General features: G+C 40.4%; 17 protein-coding genes. All 17 read right to left on the bottom strand.

Annotation, left to right across the window (positions count from 1 at the left end):
• Positions 1–12: 12 nt before the first annotated feature.
• Complete coding sequence (locus ACXAJH_RS17500; protein WP_474994773.1) at positions 13–1,464, bottom strand: distal tail protein Dit; 1,452 nt, start codon at positions 1,462–1,464, stop codon at positions 13–15.
• A complete protein-coding gene (locus ACXAJH_RS17495; RefSeq protein WP_474994771.1) occupies positions 1,457–4,057 on the bottom strand; it encodes a phage tail tape measure protein in 2,601 nt (866 codons plus the stop codon). The genes ACXAJH_RS17500 and ACXAJH_RS17495 overlap by 8 nt, the downstream gene beginning before the upstream one ends.
• 91 nt (positions 4,058–4,148) lie before the next feature.
• On the bottom strand, positions 4,149–4,451 hold the full coding sequence (locus tag ACXAJH_RS17490; RefSeq protein WP_474994770.1) for a hypothetical protein: 303 nt from the start codon (positions 4,449–4,451) through the stop codon (positions 4,149–4,151).
• Positions 4,452–4,507: 56 nt separating this feature from the next.
• A complete protein-coding gene (locus ACXAJH_RS17485) occupies positions 4,508–4,801 on the bottom strand; it encodes a hypothetical protein (RefSeq protein ID WP_474994768.1) in 294 nt (97 codons plus the stop codon).
• A gap of 95 nt (positions 4,802–4,896) precedes the next feature.
• Positions 4,897–5,331 carry a phage major tail protein, TP901-1 family gene (locus tag ACXAJH_RS17480; RefSeq protein WP_474994766.1) on the bottom strand — a complete coding sequence of 145 codons (435 nt, stop codon included), beginning with the start codon at positions 5,329–5,331 and terminating at the stop codon, positions 4,897–4,899.
• Positions 5,332–5,370: 39 nt separating this feature from the next.
• Positions 5,371–5,733 (bottom strand): phage tail terminator protein, encoded by a 363-nt coding sequence (locus ACXAJH_RS17475; RefSeq protein WP_474994764.1) that lies wholly within the window; start codon positions 5,731–5,733, stop codon positions 5,371–5,373.
• Position 5,734: 1 nt separating this feature from the next.
• Positions 5,735–6,166: a hypothetical protein gene (locus ACXAJH_RS17470; protein ID WP_474994763.1), complete on the bottom strand. Its 432-nt coding sequence runs from the start codon at positions 6,164–6,166 to the stop codon at positions 5,735–5,737.
• A complete protein-coding gene (locus ACXAJH_RS17465) occupies positions 6,166–6,498 on the bottom strand; it encodes a hypothetical protein (RefSeq protein ID WP_474994761.1) in 333 nt (110 codons plus the stop codon). Before ACXAJH_RS17465 ends, ACXAJH_RS17470 begins: the two co-directional genes overlap by 1 nt.
• 5 nt (positions 6,499–6,503) lie before the next feature.
• On the bottom strand, positions 6,504–6,908 hold the full coding sequence (locus ACXAJH_RS17460; protein ID WP_474994759.1) for a hypothetical protein: 405 nt from the start codon (positions 6,906–6,908) through the stop codon (positions 6,504–6,506).
• A 5-nt stretch (positions 6,909–6,913) separates the two neighbouring features.
• On the bottom strand, positions 6,914–7,141 hold the full coding sequence (locus ACXAJH_RS17455; RefSeq protein ID WP_474994757.1) for a hypothetical protein: 228 nt from the start codon (positions 7,139–7,141) through the stop codon (positions 6,914–6,916).
• An 80-nt stretch (positions 7,142–7,221) separates the two neighbouring features.
• Positions 7,222–8,067: a major capsid protein gene (locus tag ACXAJH_RS17450; protein WP_474994755.1), complete on the bottom strand. Its 846-nt coding sequence runs from the start codon at positions 8,065–8,067 to the stop codon at positions 7,222–7,224.
• A gap of 62 nt (positions 8,068–8,129) precedes the next feature.
• On the bottom strand, positions 8,130–8,789 hold the full coding sequence (locus ACXAJH_RS17445; RefSeq protein WP_474994754.1) for a hypothetical protein: 660 nt from the start codon (positions 8,787–8,789) through the stop codon (positions 8,130–8,132).
• Positions 8,790–8,911: 122 nt separating this feature from the next.
• The gene (locus ACXAJH_RS17440) at positions 8,912–9,859 is read right to left on the bottom strand and encodes a phage minor capsid protein (protein ID WP_474994752.1); all 948 of its coding nucleotides are present in this window, start codon (positions 9,857–9,859) and stop codon (positions 8,912–8,914) included.
• A gap of 36 nt (positions 9,860–9,895) precedes the next feature.
• On the bottom strand, positions 9,896–11,419 hold the full coding sequence (locus tag ACXAJH_RS17435) for a phage portal protein (protein ID WP_474994750.1): 1,524 nt from the start codon (positions 11,417–11,419) through the stop codon (positions 9,896–9,898).
• 46 nt (positions 11,420–11,465) lie between these two features.
• The gene (gene terL, locus ACXAJH_RS17430) at positions 11,466–13,211 is read right to left on the bottom strand and encodes a phage terminase large subunit (RefSeq protein WP_474994749.1); all 1,746 of its coding nucleotides are present in this window, start codon (positions 13,209–13,211) and stop codon (positions 11,466–11,468) included.
• Between the two features lie 154 nt (positions 13,212–13,365).
• The gene (locus ACXAJH_RS17425) at positions 13,366–13,941 is read right to left on the bottom strand and encodes a recombinase family protein (RefSeq protein WP_474994747.1); all 576 of its coding nucleotides are present in this window, start codon (positions 13,939–13,941) and stop codon (positions 13,366–13,368) included.
• Between the two features lie 100 nt (positions 13,942–14,041).
• A complete protein-coding gene (locus ACXAJH_RS17420) occupies positions 14,042–14,833 on the bottom strand; it encodes a hypothetical protein (protein WP_474994746.1) in 792 nt (263 codons plus the stop codon).
• Positions 14,834–14,926 lie beyond the last annotated feature (93 nt).

The following is a 14,926-nucleotide window of genomic DNA, read 5'->3' as shown; positions in this document are numbered from 1 at the left end:
AAAACAGCCTCCTTATAGACTTCTTTCTGTATATGTGATCTCTCCATCAGTAAAGCAATCATTAGGAGCAACAATGACTCCATTACTTCCTTTCTCCAAGCTGATATAAGTACTTGCAGGATTTAAGTACTCAAAGAAAGGAACTCCATTTTTCAAGATAGCCCCTGTGTTGTTATCAATCTCTAGTACATCTCCTGCCTGTAGAATTAAAGGTATCTCTCCATTTTCAGCATCCACCTCAGTATCCTTGTTATAGATAACAATATCCCTAGCCTCCATGTAGGCAGGTGACTCATCGCCATGGACTCCAATGTGGAGATTAACCTTTGCAATCCTAGACTGATATGCCCCTTTGTTATCGCCAATCTCTACCCTGTGTAGCAACTCAGTACCATTGTAGATTTCTGCTTTGAGTTTCTTACCAATCCTACTCAGCTTGATATAACCATCAAAGGAAGTTAAGGAGCTGCCAAATGGTTTGTGACTGATCTTCTTCCTCTTTCCGGAAGAGTCATAAGCCCATGATTCAAACTCAAATCTGGTATAGCCTCTTGTGGCATCCTTTAGCTGTGTCCTGAACAGCATCTTTCCATTGGAGTCATGTAGCTGTAGCTGAACCCTTCCTACTTTCTCAACAGATGTACTCATTTTCAGATTGAATTTCATTTCAAAATCCTGAGTAGGAGCAGTCAATGATTTAACCATGGAAGCACCATGCCAACCAGAGATACCCTCACCAAAGTCCAATCCTTCCTGTCTGAAAGCATGAGAAGCATACACCTCAAATGTTCCATACCTTGTACCTGCCTCCACATTCTGAGCATTTGACCATCCATTTTTAGAAGTCAACTGGTCATAGAAAACCCTTTTATTAGGATTAACAATGGTATTCTCCTCAACATCATAAGGGGAGCCAAGATCAATGAACTCATCTCCAGATACAACTGAGAAAGTACTGACATCCTTAGTGATGTTGAATTTCATCTTAGGGAATGTCTCAGCATTTCCACCATTACTAATCATCAATGGAGTCCCATCATATGAGTCAGGGATAAGCACTGTCCTCTCCAGACCAAACTTGTGAGGCTCAGTACAGATGAAAGTTATAGAACCTTCTCCAACTAAAAAAGACTCCTGTATATTGGAGTCTCCTGAGAATTTAGCCATATAGTAAGTATCAGGGTCATCCCCTAACACTAATTTTTTAGCATCCTTGTAGTACAACCAAGCAGACAACTGCTCCAAGTACTGAGGCAATGTGTTTTCCTCTTGAGTAATGATCTGAATATTAACTGTTATTTCTCTGACACCCAACTCATTACCATAATCATATGCACCTGCTTTTCCTCCAATAGTAAGTAACTCCTGACTAACTGGAGGGAGGATGCTGTGTTCAATCCCCAGCACCCTCACAAAGTCAGGCATCTTTATATCATTCAGATAGATTCCTTTAAATTTAGCCATTAAAACTCAATCCCCCTATTGCTCTCCCTTTTCTTTCTTGTAGCTTGTTAAGCTCTTTAGCAATTTTCTCAATGTCTGCATCTTCCCTGACAACCATCTGTGCAATGTTAATCTCAGTCTTACCTGAGCTGCCATCAGCTTTCTCTGGCATGAACCTAGATACAGCCTGAGCAAATGGTTTCATCTTCCTTTGAGATGACAGAGGAACAATAGACTCAGTACCTTTCTCACCTGCACCAATGAAAGTAGCAGAGTCAAGGATACCTCCAGAAGCATTCCAGTCCACATTAAGTTTAGGCATACCCTTAGTGACCCAATCTTTAGGGTTAAGTGAAGCATTGCTAATGCTAAACTTAGGTATCTTGATACCAGTAAAGATGTCACTAAAGCCAGACTTAATCTTTCCTGCAATCTCCTTAGCCTTGTCCCAGATTCCTGATATCTTGTCTTTCACTTTGTTGACAGAATCAGTCACTTTGGAAACCACTTTGTCAAATGCGCTTGAGAAGAAACTTTTCACTTTCCCAGTTATCTCCCTCACATTGTCAGCAATGGTTGATACTATCTTTTTAATCCTGTCAATAATAGGCTTAACAATGTTGTTATAAACAAAGTCCCAACCTGCTTTAAAGAAGGATTTAATCTTGCTCATGATGAGCTGCACATGGGTAACAATCCTGCCAATCATATCTTTAATCTTAGATACAATTGGAGAAATGATATTGCTGTAAATGAAATTCCAGACTTTAGACCAAACACTCTTAACCAGGTCTAGGTAAGCCTTAATTGCATTAACCCAAGCAGAAAATGCCTTTTTCATAAATTCAATAATTTTACTAACAAAGTTAGAAATTTTAGTGAAAATATTAACAAAGACACCATAAATTGAGGTGACAAGTGTTACTATCACAGCAATTCCAACAATGAAAATAGTCTTTATTACTGACCACACACCTTGTAGGAATGAAAGTACAGAATTAAAAATTGACATAAATCCAGATTTAAAGCTCTGCCACTTTTCGAGTGCTGATACTACAACTGATGCAATCATCTGCTTGAATGACTCCCAATAAGGAGCGAACCATGCAGACAATCCAGACCAAATTGACTTAGTAAAAGCAACAATCTCATCCCAATATTTATAGATGAGTACAGCCACCACTACAATTCCAGTCACTATAAGCATGAATGGATTAGTTAGGAACAGCCTACCTAACCACATAAAAGCGCTACCTATCCTCTTAAATGCACCAATCAGCTTTGCTCCTCCAGAAGAAACTAAGCTAAATGTCTTGGACATTCCTGAAAAGGTAGTAATAAAGGAACTGACCACAGAAATTACTGAACCAAAACCAATTAGGAGTACAGGCAGGAATGCAATGAATGCACCAAAAGCAAGTACTACTTTCTGCATGGCAGGAGACAATCCAGTAAAAGCATTAGCTGCGTTTTTAATTCCTGCAACCAATGGAGGCATTACATCAGAAATGAAACTCCTCATTACCTCACCCACAGGCTCTATTGCTACCTGTATTTCATTCCAGTAACCCTGCATCTCTTTAGCAAATGTCATGTTGTTATCAGCGAGCTGCTGAGCAGTACCATCAACATCTCCCATGTGGTCAACAATTGCACCAGTAGAGGCAATAACATCCTTCTCCATATCCTCATACTGAGTACCAAAGAGGGCTACTCCCAGCTCATTTCTCTCTGTCTGATCTTCCACTTTAGCTAATTCTTGGACTACCTGAGCATAAGCTCCTTTAGCCCCTTCTCCCCCCTTAGCAAAGGTTTGGGACATCTTCTCAGCATTGAATCCCAGAGACTCAAATGCCTCAGCAGTAGAATCAGATCCATCCTTAGCCCTGATGTTAAATTCCTTAACTGCATCTCCCACTTTGTCTAGGTTAAAGGCTCCATTCTCAGCACCCTCAGCTAGAACATTGAACATATCCTCAGCAGAGAATCCTAAGGAGTCAAAGTAAACAGAGTATTCATTGAGTGAATCCATGTAGTCTCCTGCATAGTCCATCCCATTCTGATAACCCTTAGCAATGAGGTCTAATGCTTCCTGACCATCTACGCCAAACTGAGTCATCAACTGCCCTGCAACTTTGGATACCTCACCTACATCAGAACCCATTACCTCAGCCAAATGCATTGCCTCATTGGAAACTGTAGCTAAGTCCTGATCTGACAGTCCTTTCATATTTTTAGCAACATCAATTACTGCATCAGATACCTCATCAAAAGAACCTACACCAGTACTGGCAACCTCCTGCATGACTCCCTCATACTTTGCCAAGTCAGCTCCTGTAGCCCCTAACTTAGTTTGAAAGTTATTGATTGCACTATTGATATTGTCTGATGCTACAACTGAAGCTCCACCCATAGCCACAAATCCTGCTGATAGAGGAGCAATGTTCTCACCTAACTCATTAAAGCCCTCCCCCGCTTCTCTGAGTTTCTTACCCATCTTGGAGGCATCTCTTGCTACAGAGTCCATCTTTCTGGAGAAGGTTTTTAGCTGTCTTTCGACTGCATCCATACCTCCAAGACTTATGCTTGCAACTAACTCACCCACATTAGCCATCTATCTACACCTACCTTGTTTATATAAAAATAAAGAGAGCCATTGGATTAGTTTTTCAGTTATCCAACAGCTCTCATGAGACTTATAATATTTAGTTTTCAAGACCAAACCTTTTAGCAAGTCTAGCCTTTTCTGCTTGAGCATCTGCTCTCCTTTTCTCAAGAGTATCCTCACTTTTCTCCTGCTTGTCCTCAAGTGATTCATAGAGATTTCTCTTAACATCCATAGCATCAATACCTTTTCTCATATTGCCTGTAATGACCATTTGATTAGCAGTAAACCAAGCCATCCAGTTAAGTAAGGTATCATCCTTTTGCTCCTGCCAAAGCAGATGCCCCTCAACCATTTCAAGGAAGATAAAAGCATCCAAATTATAAAGCTCATCATATGTCAAATTAAGTAACCCATAGCCATACTTGAAAATGTTTTCTAAAGTCAGATCAGCTACGCTTACTTTTTTTGCTTTCCCTCATTCATTCCTTTAAAGATGGAGGATAGTTTCTCTGAGACTTCTGGCAGCTCAGTAATATCAACCATGTAACCTACATCCTCAATATCCAAGTCTCTTTCCTCATGGATAAGTCCAGCCCAAATAATAGCTAGAATCACTTCCATGTCTTGTGCCTTTTCCTCATCCTGCAAGTCTTTCAATTCAATACCATGCTCTTTTTTGAGCCTAATCAAAGACATCACAGGGAAAGCCAAAGTCCTCTCTTTATCCAACATAATCTCTACTTTTTTCATAAGTACTCTCTCCTTTTTTCTCCATAAAAATAATAGAGAGCAGGTATTATCCCACTCTCTACTATGTCTAGCTGTTATTTACTTTTTAAAGTAACTTATGGACTTACTACTCCAAGTTGTTTAACAAGAGCAGATGCTCCCTCAATGGACAAGCTATAAGTTACTGCATCATCCTGAGAGAACTCCAAAGGTAGGTCTACAATGTAGCCTTTACCTGTGTAAGTAATTCCATCAGAATCATCATTAGCACCAACTCTAATCTCAGCCTCTACCTCTTTCCTGTTCATGAAAGCATCCTCAACCATTTGGAATGCTGTATCTCCAAGAACTACAAAACCATCTGAATCAATAGACCAAGAAATCAGACCTGCAAGGGAAGTCTTAAACCCACCACTTGTTTTGTCAGTAGTCTCAATAGTGTCTGCCTCTCTGTTAAGAGTACAGTTTGTTTGTCCACCAAGTACCTGTAGAGTACCTGACTCATCTTTCATTTTTAAAAGTACATCTACACCTGCAACTTTTTTCGCCATTCTCTATTTCCCCCTTAAATTTATCCATTAAAAAAAGCCCTAAGAAATTAGGACTTTAAAATTGACCATGTGAAAGTGTTTGTCCTCAGAATCCTTACCTAGATATTGAGGAATGAATTGAGCAGACTTGATGAGAATTGCATCTGCATCTCCTACTGCTTGATTAGTTTTTTTGTCCAGTAAGTCCATAATTTCCTGAGCTGCCTTTTCAGACTTGCTAGGATGATCTGCTCTGACAGTAAATGTCCATGTCATTTCATAGACTGAACCTCTGTTCCCAGCTCCCTGTCCTGTCTCTACAATGATTGCTTCTGTAGGAGAGGATGCAGGAAAAGCTAAAGGAAACAATGGAATACTGATTCCAAGACCTTTCATATAAACTATTAGGTCTGTAATGCTCACCTTATCCCCTCCTTAAAGCATCTGTGTATCTTTCCTGTAGATAGTCCATGTAGCCTTGCCTGTTCATTGACAATGACTTACTTAGATATCCTGTACCAACAGGGACAGTACCTGAGCCAAACTTAGATTTACCACCCTTCTTCTTAGCTGATTTTTCACCAAGCTCATACTCTGCATCATGAGTCCATTCAGCATAGTTAAAGCCATCCTCCACAGCAGAGAATCCTACAGAACCCTCAACATAGGAATTAGAAGTAATAACCTCATGCTGAGCATTCTTTTCCAGAAAGCCAGTTTCTTTAGGAGCAGAGGCAGTAGCTGTCTTTTTCAAGTCAAGGGTTACATCAAGCATGGCATCTTTCATTGCCCTCTTGACATTCCTGTTGACTAGCTTTGACCTATCTACAAATTCTGTCCTTACTCTGAAGCTCACTAGACCACAACCTTTACAGCAACTGGAGTCCCTGATAGGTCTTGTTTATAGTCAATCTCCAGAGGATGCTTTCTGTGAGAATATCCAAAGTCATCAGTCCAAGTAACAAAGTCCTCATACCTTACCTCAGGCAAACCTCCCAAAAGGATTGTAGCCTTGTAGACCACTTGCTCACCTGATGCTGTTGATATGGCTTCTCTGTTAGTGTTGTATCTGATCTTTGCTCTGACATTAAAAGAGGACTGCCCATCAGCTACAGGCAATCCCCAATCATCCAGAGTATTTGCTTTCTCAATAGTGACCTGGTGAGGCATAGGAATAAAATCCAACATAAAAATTACCTCCCCATATTAGTCCTAAAGGTATCTCTGATAGGCACTCCATAAGAGGCAACTCTCCTCTTCTGAGTACTCCTTTTCCCATACAGAGAAAGAAGTTTTGGAGCAACTGTCCTATCCATTTCTTTGAGCTGAATCTGCATACCATCAACTGTAATCATCAATGTACCCATCTCAGCTCTTTGCATAGAGTCATCCATTTTCAATAGCCAAATAACCTGCTCAGCTACATCATCAACTGGAATAGCCTCTCTATCTTTATATACATCAGACATATGCTTTTCTAAAGTATTGAGAGACTGATTTACTGCCTTAGTCCTTACAGTCTCATCAGCCTCATCATATAGTTTAGAATGTAGAATATTGTCTGCAATAAACTGAGTTACATCAGCTACAGTAACCATCTACATTACTCCTTTTCTTCTGTTTTCTTAGCAGGAGCCTTTCTGGTAGTTGATTTCTTAGCAGGTGATTTCTTTGGAGCTGCTTTCTTGATCTGTTCAATCTCATACCCTAAGGACTCTGCCAAACTCTTTGCCAAAGCCTCATCCTCAAAGATACCCTCACCTTGCTTAAACTCTACTCCATGAAAAATAGTGTTATATTGTTTGTTTGGTACAATTACTTTAACTGCCATCTAATCTCTCCCTCCTAAAAATAAAAAAGAGGACAGAACAGGATACAACTCCTGCCCTGCCCTCAATGGTATCTATTCAATTAAGCACTAGCTTTTCTGTAAGCTACAGTTTTCTCATTGAATACTGCAAGACCTACAAACCACTCAATCCTAGTCTTAACTTGTGGAGTCTCACCAAGCTCTCCAAGAGATTTAACTTGTAGACCAGACTTAGATTGTAGTCCTGCTACAGCCTCATGGACACCAAACTTGATAGCCAAGATTACATCATCACCAATAAGCTCAGACTCAAGATCAATGATGTCTACTCCACCAAACTGAGCAACTTGAACACCAAACTCATTCTGTCTGTAAGTGATGTGACCCCTAGCAACAGCAGTCAAGCCCCTTCTAGTTTTCTTGTTCATGATAAGAGCATCTGCTCCACCTTGAACCATATCAAGCAGCTCATCAATGTCAGCCACTACATCACCAGAATTAGCAATCTCTTGTGCTGTACCTGCAATCCTCTTAACAATTCCATCAAAGCTGTTGGAATCCTGAGCAACATCACCGCTAACAAAGGATTTCTCAAACTTGTGTACAATAGACTTAGCTGTAAGAGCAACTTCTACTGCCATCAAGTCATTGATGTTAGAGTGTACTTCCATTTGGAAGGAGTCAACAATTGCCTCTCCACCCAAGATAGTAAGGAACTCAGTCTTTCTTTCTGTTTCTGGAGCAACAGTATTGTAAGCTGTGTTCAAAGCCCTGAACTCTACTCCTGCCAAAGATTTCTCTACATTATAGCTATAGCCATGTCCTTCTACAGTTAGAAATGGTAGTACTGCAAGAAGTTTGGACTCTGTAGCCATTGTCTGAATGACTCCTGCTCTTAGCTCATCATTTGTAAGATCAGCAGTCTGTGCTAGTGTTAAACCTGCCATTTATTTCTCCCCTTTTCTTTTCCTAAAAAATGATATAAAAAAGAGACTCCCTATGAGCCTCCTTAATTCCTTGAATAAAAATTACTAAAGTAGTTAGATAGTTTTTGCTGAGCTGATACACTCTCTGTATTTGCTTTGTCCTTCTTGTCATTAAGTGACAGAGGCTTACCAATCTCTACATTAGGATTAGCTTTCTTATTGAAAAGCCCTTTGCTCTCAGCTTTGTTAATCCATTCCAACCTCTTAACCAAATCACCCTCAGGCATTAACTCCTGATATTCCTCAGGAATGCTTTCAAGTTTTGTATCAATGATGGATTTAACTACACCCTCAAGCCCTTTAACTTTCTCCTTGTACTGTTCTACTTTTTTCTGTTCTTTCTTATACTGTTCAGTCAACTTGTCAACTTGCTTGCCTTTATCCTCAATGTCTTTAAGCAGCTCATCAACATCTACAGTATCCTCATCAGATTCATCAGTAGACTCAGGCTTTTCATCCTCAGTAGGTTGCTCCTCTTTGGACTCCTCTTTTTCCTCAGTTTCTTGCTCAGTAGTTTCCTGCTCATTGGACTCAGGCTTTTCATCTTGTGCCTCTGTCTTAGTCTCAGGAGTTTCTACCTGCTCCTCTTGTTTGTTAGTCTGAGTTTCCTCAGCATTTGTCTCAGGAGTTTCAACTGATTCCTCTTGAGTAGTCTCAGGAGTTACAACATTCTCCTCAGGCATTAGCATCTCTCCTTCCTCATTTCTATCCCCTTATATAGAACCTAAGCATCTAACTCAGGTCATACTATAGTCTAGCTATTCATATAGGGATTAAAGTAAAAATGAAAAATAATGTCACATTTTTATCTTTTTCTCTTATAAACCCTGTTCTTATAGTCGCCCAGCGCTCTTTTCTTCCTGCTGTTCTCCTTGATTTCATCCTTATGCAACATGTCAATGGATCTGATTGGGCTGAAATAGTGAGTACAGTTTGGATGCCATATCTCATTGGTAGCCCTTGCCTCTTTATAAGTAGGATATCCCTCAGTAGCCCCTGTAAGAGAGATAACAACTCCCTCCCATCTTCTACAGGCATCCTCTGCTGAATGGTCTGAGATCACAGCTAAGTCAAAGCCAGTTTCTGTACTTTCATGGATTGCTCCCTCAATAAAAGCATCATTAACCTTAGTAGTGATGACCATCTTTGCATAAGTATCAAGTTTCCACCTCTTGCCAGCTCTATCCACTACACCTACAAAACCATCCTTTTGAATAGTCTTGGAGAGTCCTTGTTTAGATAATTCCTTTTTTAAGTCCCTGATCTGTTCTGTGTATCTTGTGTTCTGGACAGAGTGATATTGAGCAACCTTCCTGACAGTATTCCTGACCACTTTCCTGACATGCTCCTCAGTATTGTTGGTGGATAGCAGAATGTCATTGTAAGTATCAGCAATCAAAGCCTCCACTTTACCTCTCTGAATTTTATTGAATGATGCAGAATCAAGTGCCTCCTCCCAATTCTTAGCCTCATTAACAGATAAGAGATGATATGCCTGTCCATCCTTAAAGGCTTTCCTGATTGTCTTTTCAATCTCCCTATACATTTCCTTATCTAGCTCTCTCAACCAATAGCTGATCTGCCTCATGATTTCAGCCTGTCTAATTGTCTTAGGGTCATCAGGATTGAATTGTAATTGCAGTAGAAGGTAGTCAAACATCTGCTTATACCTCTTGGATAAAACTTTCCCCATCCTTTTCTTATCCCTGTCATAAGTAGGAACAGGCATACCATTTCTATCTAAATAAGCCATACAGTCTCCCCCTCAAATAAAAAAGGAGAGGCAGGATTACTCCTGCTCCTCCTCATCTGTTTCCTCATTCTCTCCAAAGTCCATAGCCAACTGTCCTGAGTCCTCCTCATTAAAGATGGATGGATTAGCTGTAGCAGCTCTTTCAGCTTCAGCCTCCTGCTCCTCTTTAATTCTGGCAATCTCAGCATCAGCTTGCTCCTCTGTAAGTCCCTCAAGTTTCATGATTGCAGTTTTCTGTGACATTAGAACAGCGCCACCAGTTTTCTGTACAGCAATGTTGGTCTGTTCCATTTCATCCTTAGGAAGCCCATCAGAGAATTGCAGTACTGGCTGAGTGATTTCATAATCAGCAATGCCTAAGTTATGCTCCAGATACTGAGCAATCATAAATACCCTTTTCAGAGCCTTCTCATAATATTTCCTTTTCCTTTTGATCTTAGACAGTAAGCTGTTCATTCTCCATTTAATAGCAAGCCCAGAGTTACCTGATGTACCGCTATCTCCCATACCCAAAGCAACCTCAGGGATTTCTGCTGTAGTAAGTATCATGGAGATAATCCTATCAATCTCTGAGTATGCCTCTTGGAGCTGCCCATTCCATGTGATGTATTGAGGGATAATATCTTGCTTATCAACCTCAAACACTTTACTGTCAGCAACCCTAAACATTGGTCTGCCTTGTTCATCCTCAACAAGCAAATTAGGTGGAATTGCTAAAGCAGGGTCTGAGTGCTTATCCATGATGGATGCAATCTGAGACAACCTATTGTTAAGCTCATCAAACAATGGTTTTAATTCAGTCAGATCATCAATACCTTCCCAACCATCATCTGTAGAGTAGTTAGGTACATGGACAATTAATGGAACAGGGATTCCAGTTTCAGCAACCTCTGTCTCACCAATCTGATTACCAATCTTGTACTCAATTGGAGTACCATCTGTTTCAGTCCTGATTACAGTCAACTCATATTCAGAGTACTCAATCCTTCCAGAATAATGAGACTCAACCTGTAGCTTGAAATTCTTCTTAGCCCTAACATCCTCAGCGCCATCCACCCTTACTGGAATAGCAACATGATATGCAGTTACTAGCTTTCTGTTATGTTTGGATGTCTCAGGGAACACATATTCAGCAGATACTGTTTCAATCTGAACCCTATGCTCATCAAAATCAGCAGGGTATAGTCCTGCATACTCCTGACCATATCTAACCTTGAAAAAGCTATCCCCTCTGAAAGCATTTGCCAAAGCAGACTCATAGAAAAGGATGTCTAAATCATTCTGCTCTCTGAATCTGTCAAATGCGATCTGCTCAGGAGAGTTATCCTCTTTACCTGCGGAAACTGTAACCCCATCACCAATCAGGAAGTCAGCAGACTTTTTGCTGATGATACCTGCCAAGTTTACCGAGATGTACAGCTTGCCTTGTTTTGCGATATTGTACTTTCTGAAAATGTCATAGTGATTACCCTCAAACAATTGCTTGTTTTCTTTATATCTTCCAACCCTGTCCTGATGATTAACAGGAGGGTAAAATTCTCCTTTAGCGAACATTGCCATTAATATAACCCCCTAATTTTTATCCAATAGAAAAAGCCCAAAGGGATTAAATCCCCTCAGGCTTTCTGTAGAATCCTCTTGCTCTATTTATCCTTGTAAGTCCTAAAGCTGATGCCAAGCAGTCTGGCAGGTCATCATGTGGATGAGCTGGATACTGCATCAACATTTCATTTAGCAGTCTTTGGCTTGCTCTAGTCCTGATAATTCCTTGTTCAAACAGAGGCTCAAGTGCCTCAATCCTTTGCTCCTTCTTAGCTGTAGGATTGACTGGCTTAATCCTTGTAAAGTAATAGCCTCTTTCTACAGCCTTTGCTTGAATCTGTCTGTAAAATTCAAACTGAGCAGAGATGGTTTCAACTCCAAAGGTTTTAGGTCTGTATGCCTCAATGAAATCTAAGGCTTTCTCCATTGCCTCACTTGGAGGGCATTTCTTAGCCCATGCTTCCAGTACATAAACAGCCCCTGTCCTTGTATCCCTTCCAATAATGACAATGGCATTGTAGTCTGATCTTCTGTTCTTACCCATTGCGATATCCCAGAATCCAAATACATCAAGGTGCATCCTTCTGCCCTGAGCATCATACAAATCCTTGTCCTCAAAGTGCTGAAAGTACTCTTCCTTAAAGATTGCTGATTCTGAATCAGATGGAAGGTTTAAGTACTCAGATGCAAAAGCTCTGGAACCAACCTCAACCTTTTTCTTAACCAAATCAAAGTAGCTGAACCTGTCAGCCCAAAGTACTTCTACTCCCTCATCCATCTGCTCCTTATGTTCATAATAAAAGGCCTCAGCATCATGAACCCTGTTAGGATTATCTATATCTCTGAGCATTGCCTCTAACTTATCCCAAAGCTCTGTATTAACAGGCTCTGACTTGATACTGGAATAAATCTTAGAATCATAGTCTGGTCTGCTGAGTACATCAGGCAGAAGTCCTTGACCATGTACAAGAGTACCCATGTAGATAATGGATGTGGTGGTAGGGTCGCCAATAGGAACAATTACAGAGTTGAACCAATGCAGGTTTTTATCTCTAAGCTCTTTTGTGTTAGTATTTTGGGCTGACTCGATATCATCACACAAAATTAAGTCAGGTCTGGCATTTTTATGCCTAGAGCCTCTTAATCTTCCCCCAATAGAAGATGCCTGTACCCTAGTCCCAGAGTGAGTGATAAATGCTACATTGTTATCCATTTCATTCTTGTTTGGATTAATGCTTAGCAGCTCACCAAAGTCCTCCCTTAATTTAGCGTTGGATTTAAGGTTAGTATTGATAAACTCCAGGAAAGCCTGTGACATTGATACAGTCTCTGAGATAATAAGAATGTATTTCCTAGTGCCATATACTGTGGCATGAGTAGGGTAGATATTACTCAAGTAAGCACTCTTCCCTGACCCCCTGGGCGCTCCCCATCCTATATTCTTAGTAGGATTAGTTGTGGTAAGCTCATCCAATTTACTGGTAAGCTCTCTGTGAAAGTCAGGAGCAGACTCAATCCCAACTCCCTCAGGAATTAAGTTAGTCTCATTCTCTGGATTCCTGTCCTCTGAAAAGTATTCATAAGCAAAAAAGAGTACATCATAGTACCCTCTGACAATTCTATATACCTTGCTGTAATATTTGATTTCCTCAAGGATGCCCTCTACAGCATCAACATCATTCTGAGCTGCTAATGCCCTTGCATCCACTTTAAACTCCTCTATCTTGCCCTCAATTCTTGCACTATAGGCTTTAACTTCCTCAAGAGGAGTCCTTTGTAGCCATTTTTTCAAGTCTTGAATCAACAACATAAGTCCCTCCTTTAAATCTCCCTCACATAGATGACCTAATTAAGTTAGGCTCATTTATTAGGCATCTGAGTAAGGCGCTATTAAAGGCTCAGGGAGCTTTTTTGAGATATGCAGTTAGATTTTCAGTAAAAAAGCAAAAAAAAAAGAGGAGCAGTTAGCTCCCCTGTTCTTGCTCCTTGATTTTCCTGTAGATTGTAGCCTTGCTGACTCCAGTTATTTCAACTATTTCCCTAACTGTATGCTCTCCTTTGTTGTAAAGATCAAGAGCATGAATGACTTTAGGTGTACTCTTCTTAGGTCTGCCAAACTTTTTACCCTTCTTCCTTGCCACTTCTACCCCTTCCTTGATTCTCTGCTTAGCCATTTCCCTCTCCATCTGCCCTAAGGCTCCCATAATAGTAAGGAGAAAGTCATTCATTGGATTGTCATTGGTTGTATCTAACCATGCATCATTAGCTGACTTGAGGTAAGCACCTTTATCTCTGATGATTTCCACTATCTCAAGTAAGTCTTTTGTTGATCTGCTCAGTCTGTCTATAGAAACTATGAGGACTGTATCCCCTTCCTCCAGGTCATTGAGTAACTGCTGTAACTGCGGTCTTTCCCGCTTTGCTCCAGACACTCTATCCTCATATATCTTATCGCAATCCTTTAACTGGTTGAGCTGCCTGTCAAACTTTTGAGTTTCTTTCATAGTGCTGACACGCATGTATCCTAATGTCCTTGCCAAATCTCATCTCTCCCTGTCTTATTAACTTTGTATCAAAAGTATATCATGTATTACAGTATAGTGTAAAGCGTTATTATGACACAACAAAAGAGAGGAGGCTTTAAGCCATCCCCTCAGATATATCTATGTTTAGTTGAGTCCTTGCCCAATCCATAAAGTGTTGAATTTTAGGATACTTGGTTGTTAAAGGCTCCCCAACTTTCTTAGCCTTCCTTGCCATTGCCATCCTCCACACTATGTAGTCAGGTTTGAACAATGGGAAACCATTAACCATCTGTGTAGTGTCTGTCTCATTACCAGTATCATACTTTAGGATAATGTCATTGCTGAAATCCCTTGAGTACTGTACATATGTCCTGCCCACCTGATAGCCTCCTCTTTTCTCCTTCTGGATGAGCATCTTATGTGCAAAGGGAGTATTGGATGTTACATGAATGTAGTACCTTTTCAGATCATCCTCAACAATATGGTCTACACCCATTACTGAGTCAGCCAGTTTGAAATGTCTCTGAGTAAGGTGTGGCAGATGTTCTCTGATGATGCAGTCAAGGTGCAGCTCAATCAGTTTACTCATATATGTCCTTGTCAGTCTCAGCTTACATGCTTCTACCATCAGGGTAGTTACCTCTACATCCTGTCTATTCTCAGCTATGTACCTGAGCATGATGTTGACACCTGCATTAACAAAGGATTGCTGACTAGGAATTTCATCCAGAAATCCTACCATGTCATCCCATAATGTAATGATGTCATTGCCAAAAGAGGTGATCTGTTCGATTACTTGAATCTCCTGCTTTTGTTCATCTGACAATGCCTTTTTATCCAGTCTTTTGATTGGTGCATATTCTGGTTGAGACAGTAAAGCCTCAATCTGTCCAGTAGTAAATGTCATCTTGTAGCCTCCTGAGTCTGTATTTGTTCTCAGGACTCTGATTAGATGACTTTGCCAAACTGTGACAGTATTCTGTAATCTAAGGTACAAAAA

It is taken from the genome of Halobacillus sp. ABD4_316 (genome assembly GCF_056161385.1).
The sequence above is the reverse complement of the archived record's forward strand: the minus strand, read 5'-3'. Positions and strand labels throughout refer to the sequence as shown.

Coding starts and splice junctions, on each gene's coding strand:
- ACXAJH_RS17500 (WP_474994773.1), bottom strand. CDS start 1,464: ATGGCTAAATTTAAAGGAATCTATCTGAATGATATAAAGATGCCTGAC.
- ACXAJH_RS17495 (WP_474994771.1), bottom strand. CDS start 4,057: ATGGCTAATGTGGGTGAGTTAGTTGCAAGCATAAGTCTTGGAGGTATG.
- ACXAJH_RS17485 (WP_474994768.1), bottom strand. CDS start 4,801: ATGAAAAAAGTAGAGATTATGTTGGATAAAGAGAGGACTTTGGCTTTC.
- ACXAJH_RS17480 (WP_474994766.1), bottom strand. CDS start 5,331: ATGGCGAAAAAAGTTGCAGGTGTAGATGTACTTTTAAAAATGAAAGAT.
- ACXAJH_RS17465 (WP_474994761.1), bottom strand. CDS start 6,498: ATGTTGGATTTTATTCCTATGCCTCACCAGGTCACTATTGAGAAAGCA.
- ACXAJH_RS17460 (WP_474994759.1), bottom strand. CDS start 6,908: ATGGTTACTGTAGCTGATGTAACTCAGTTTATTGCAGACAATATTCTA.
- ACXAJH_RS17455 (WP_474994757.1), bottom strand. CDS start 7,141: ATGGCAGTTAAAGTAATTGTACCAAACAAACAATATAACACTATTTTT.
- ACXAJH_RS17450 (WP_474994755.1), bottom strand. CDS start 8,067: ATGGCAGGTTTAACACTAGCACAGACTGCTGATCTTACAAATGATGAG.
- ACXAJH_RS17445 (WP_474994754.1), bottom strand. CDS start 8,789: ATGCCTGAGGAGAATGTTGTAACTCCTGAGACTACTCAAGAGGAATCA.
- ACXAJH_RS17440 (WP_474994752.1), bottom strand. CDS start 9,859: ATGGCTTATTTAGATAGAAATGGTATGCCTGTTCCTACTTATGACAGG.
- ACXAJH_RS17435 (WP_474994750.1), bottom strand. CDS start 11,419: ATGGCAATGTTCGCTAAAGGAGAATTTTACCCTCCTGTTAATCATCAG.
- terL (WP_474994749.1), bottom strand. CDS start 13,211: ATGTTGTTGATTCAAGACTTGAAAAAATGGCTACAAAGGACTCCTCTT.
- ACXAJH_RS17420 (WP_474994746.1), bottom strand. CDS start 14,833: ATGACATTTACTACTGGACAGATTGAGGCTTTACTGTCTCAACCAGAA.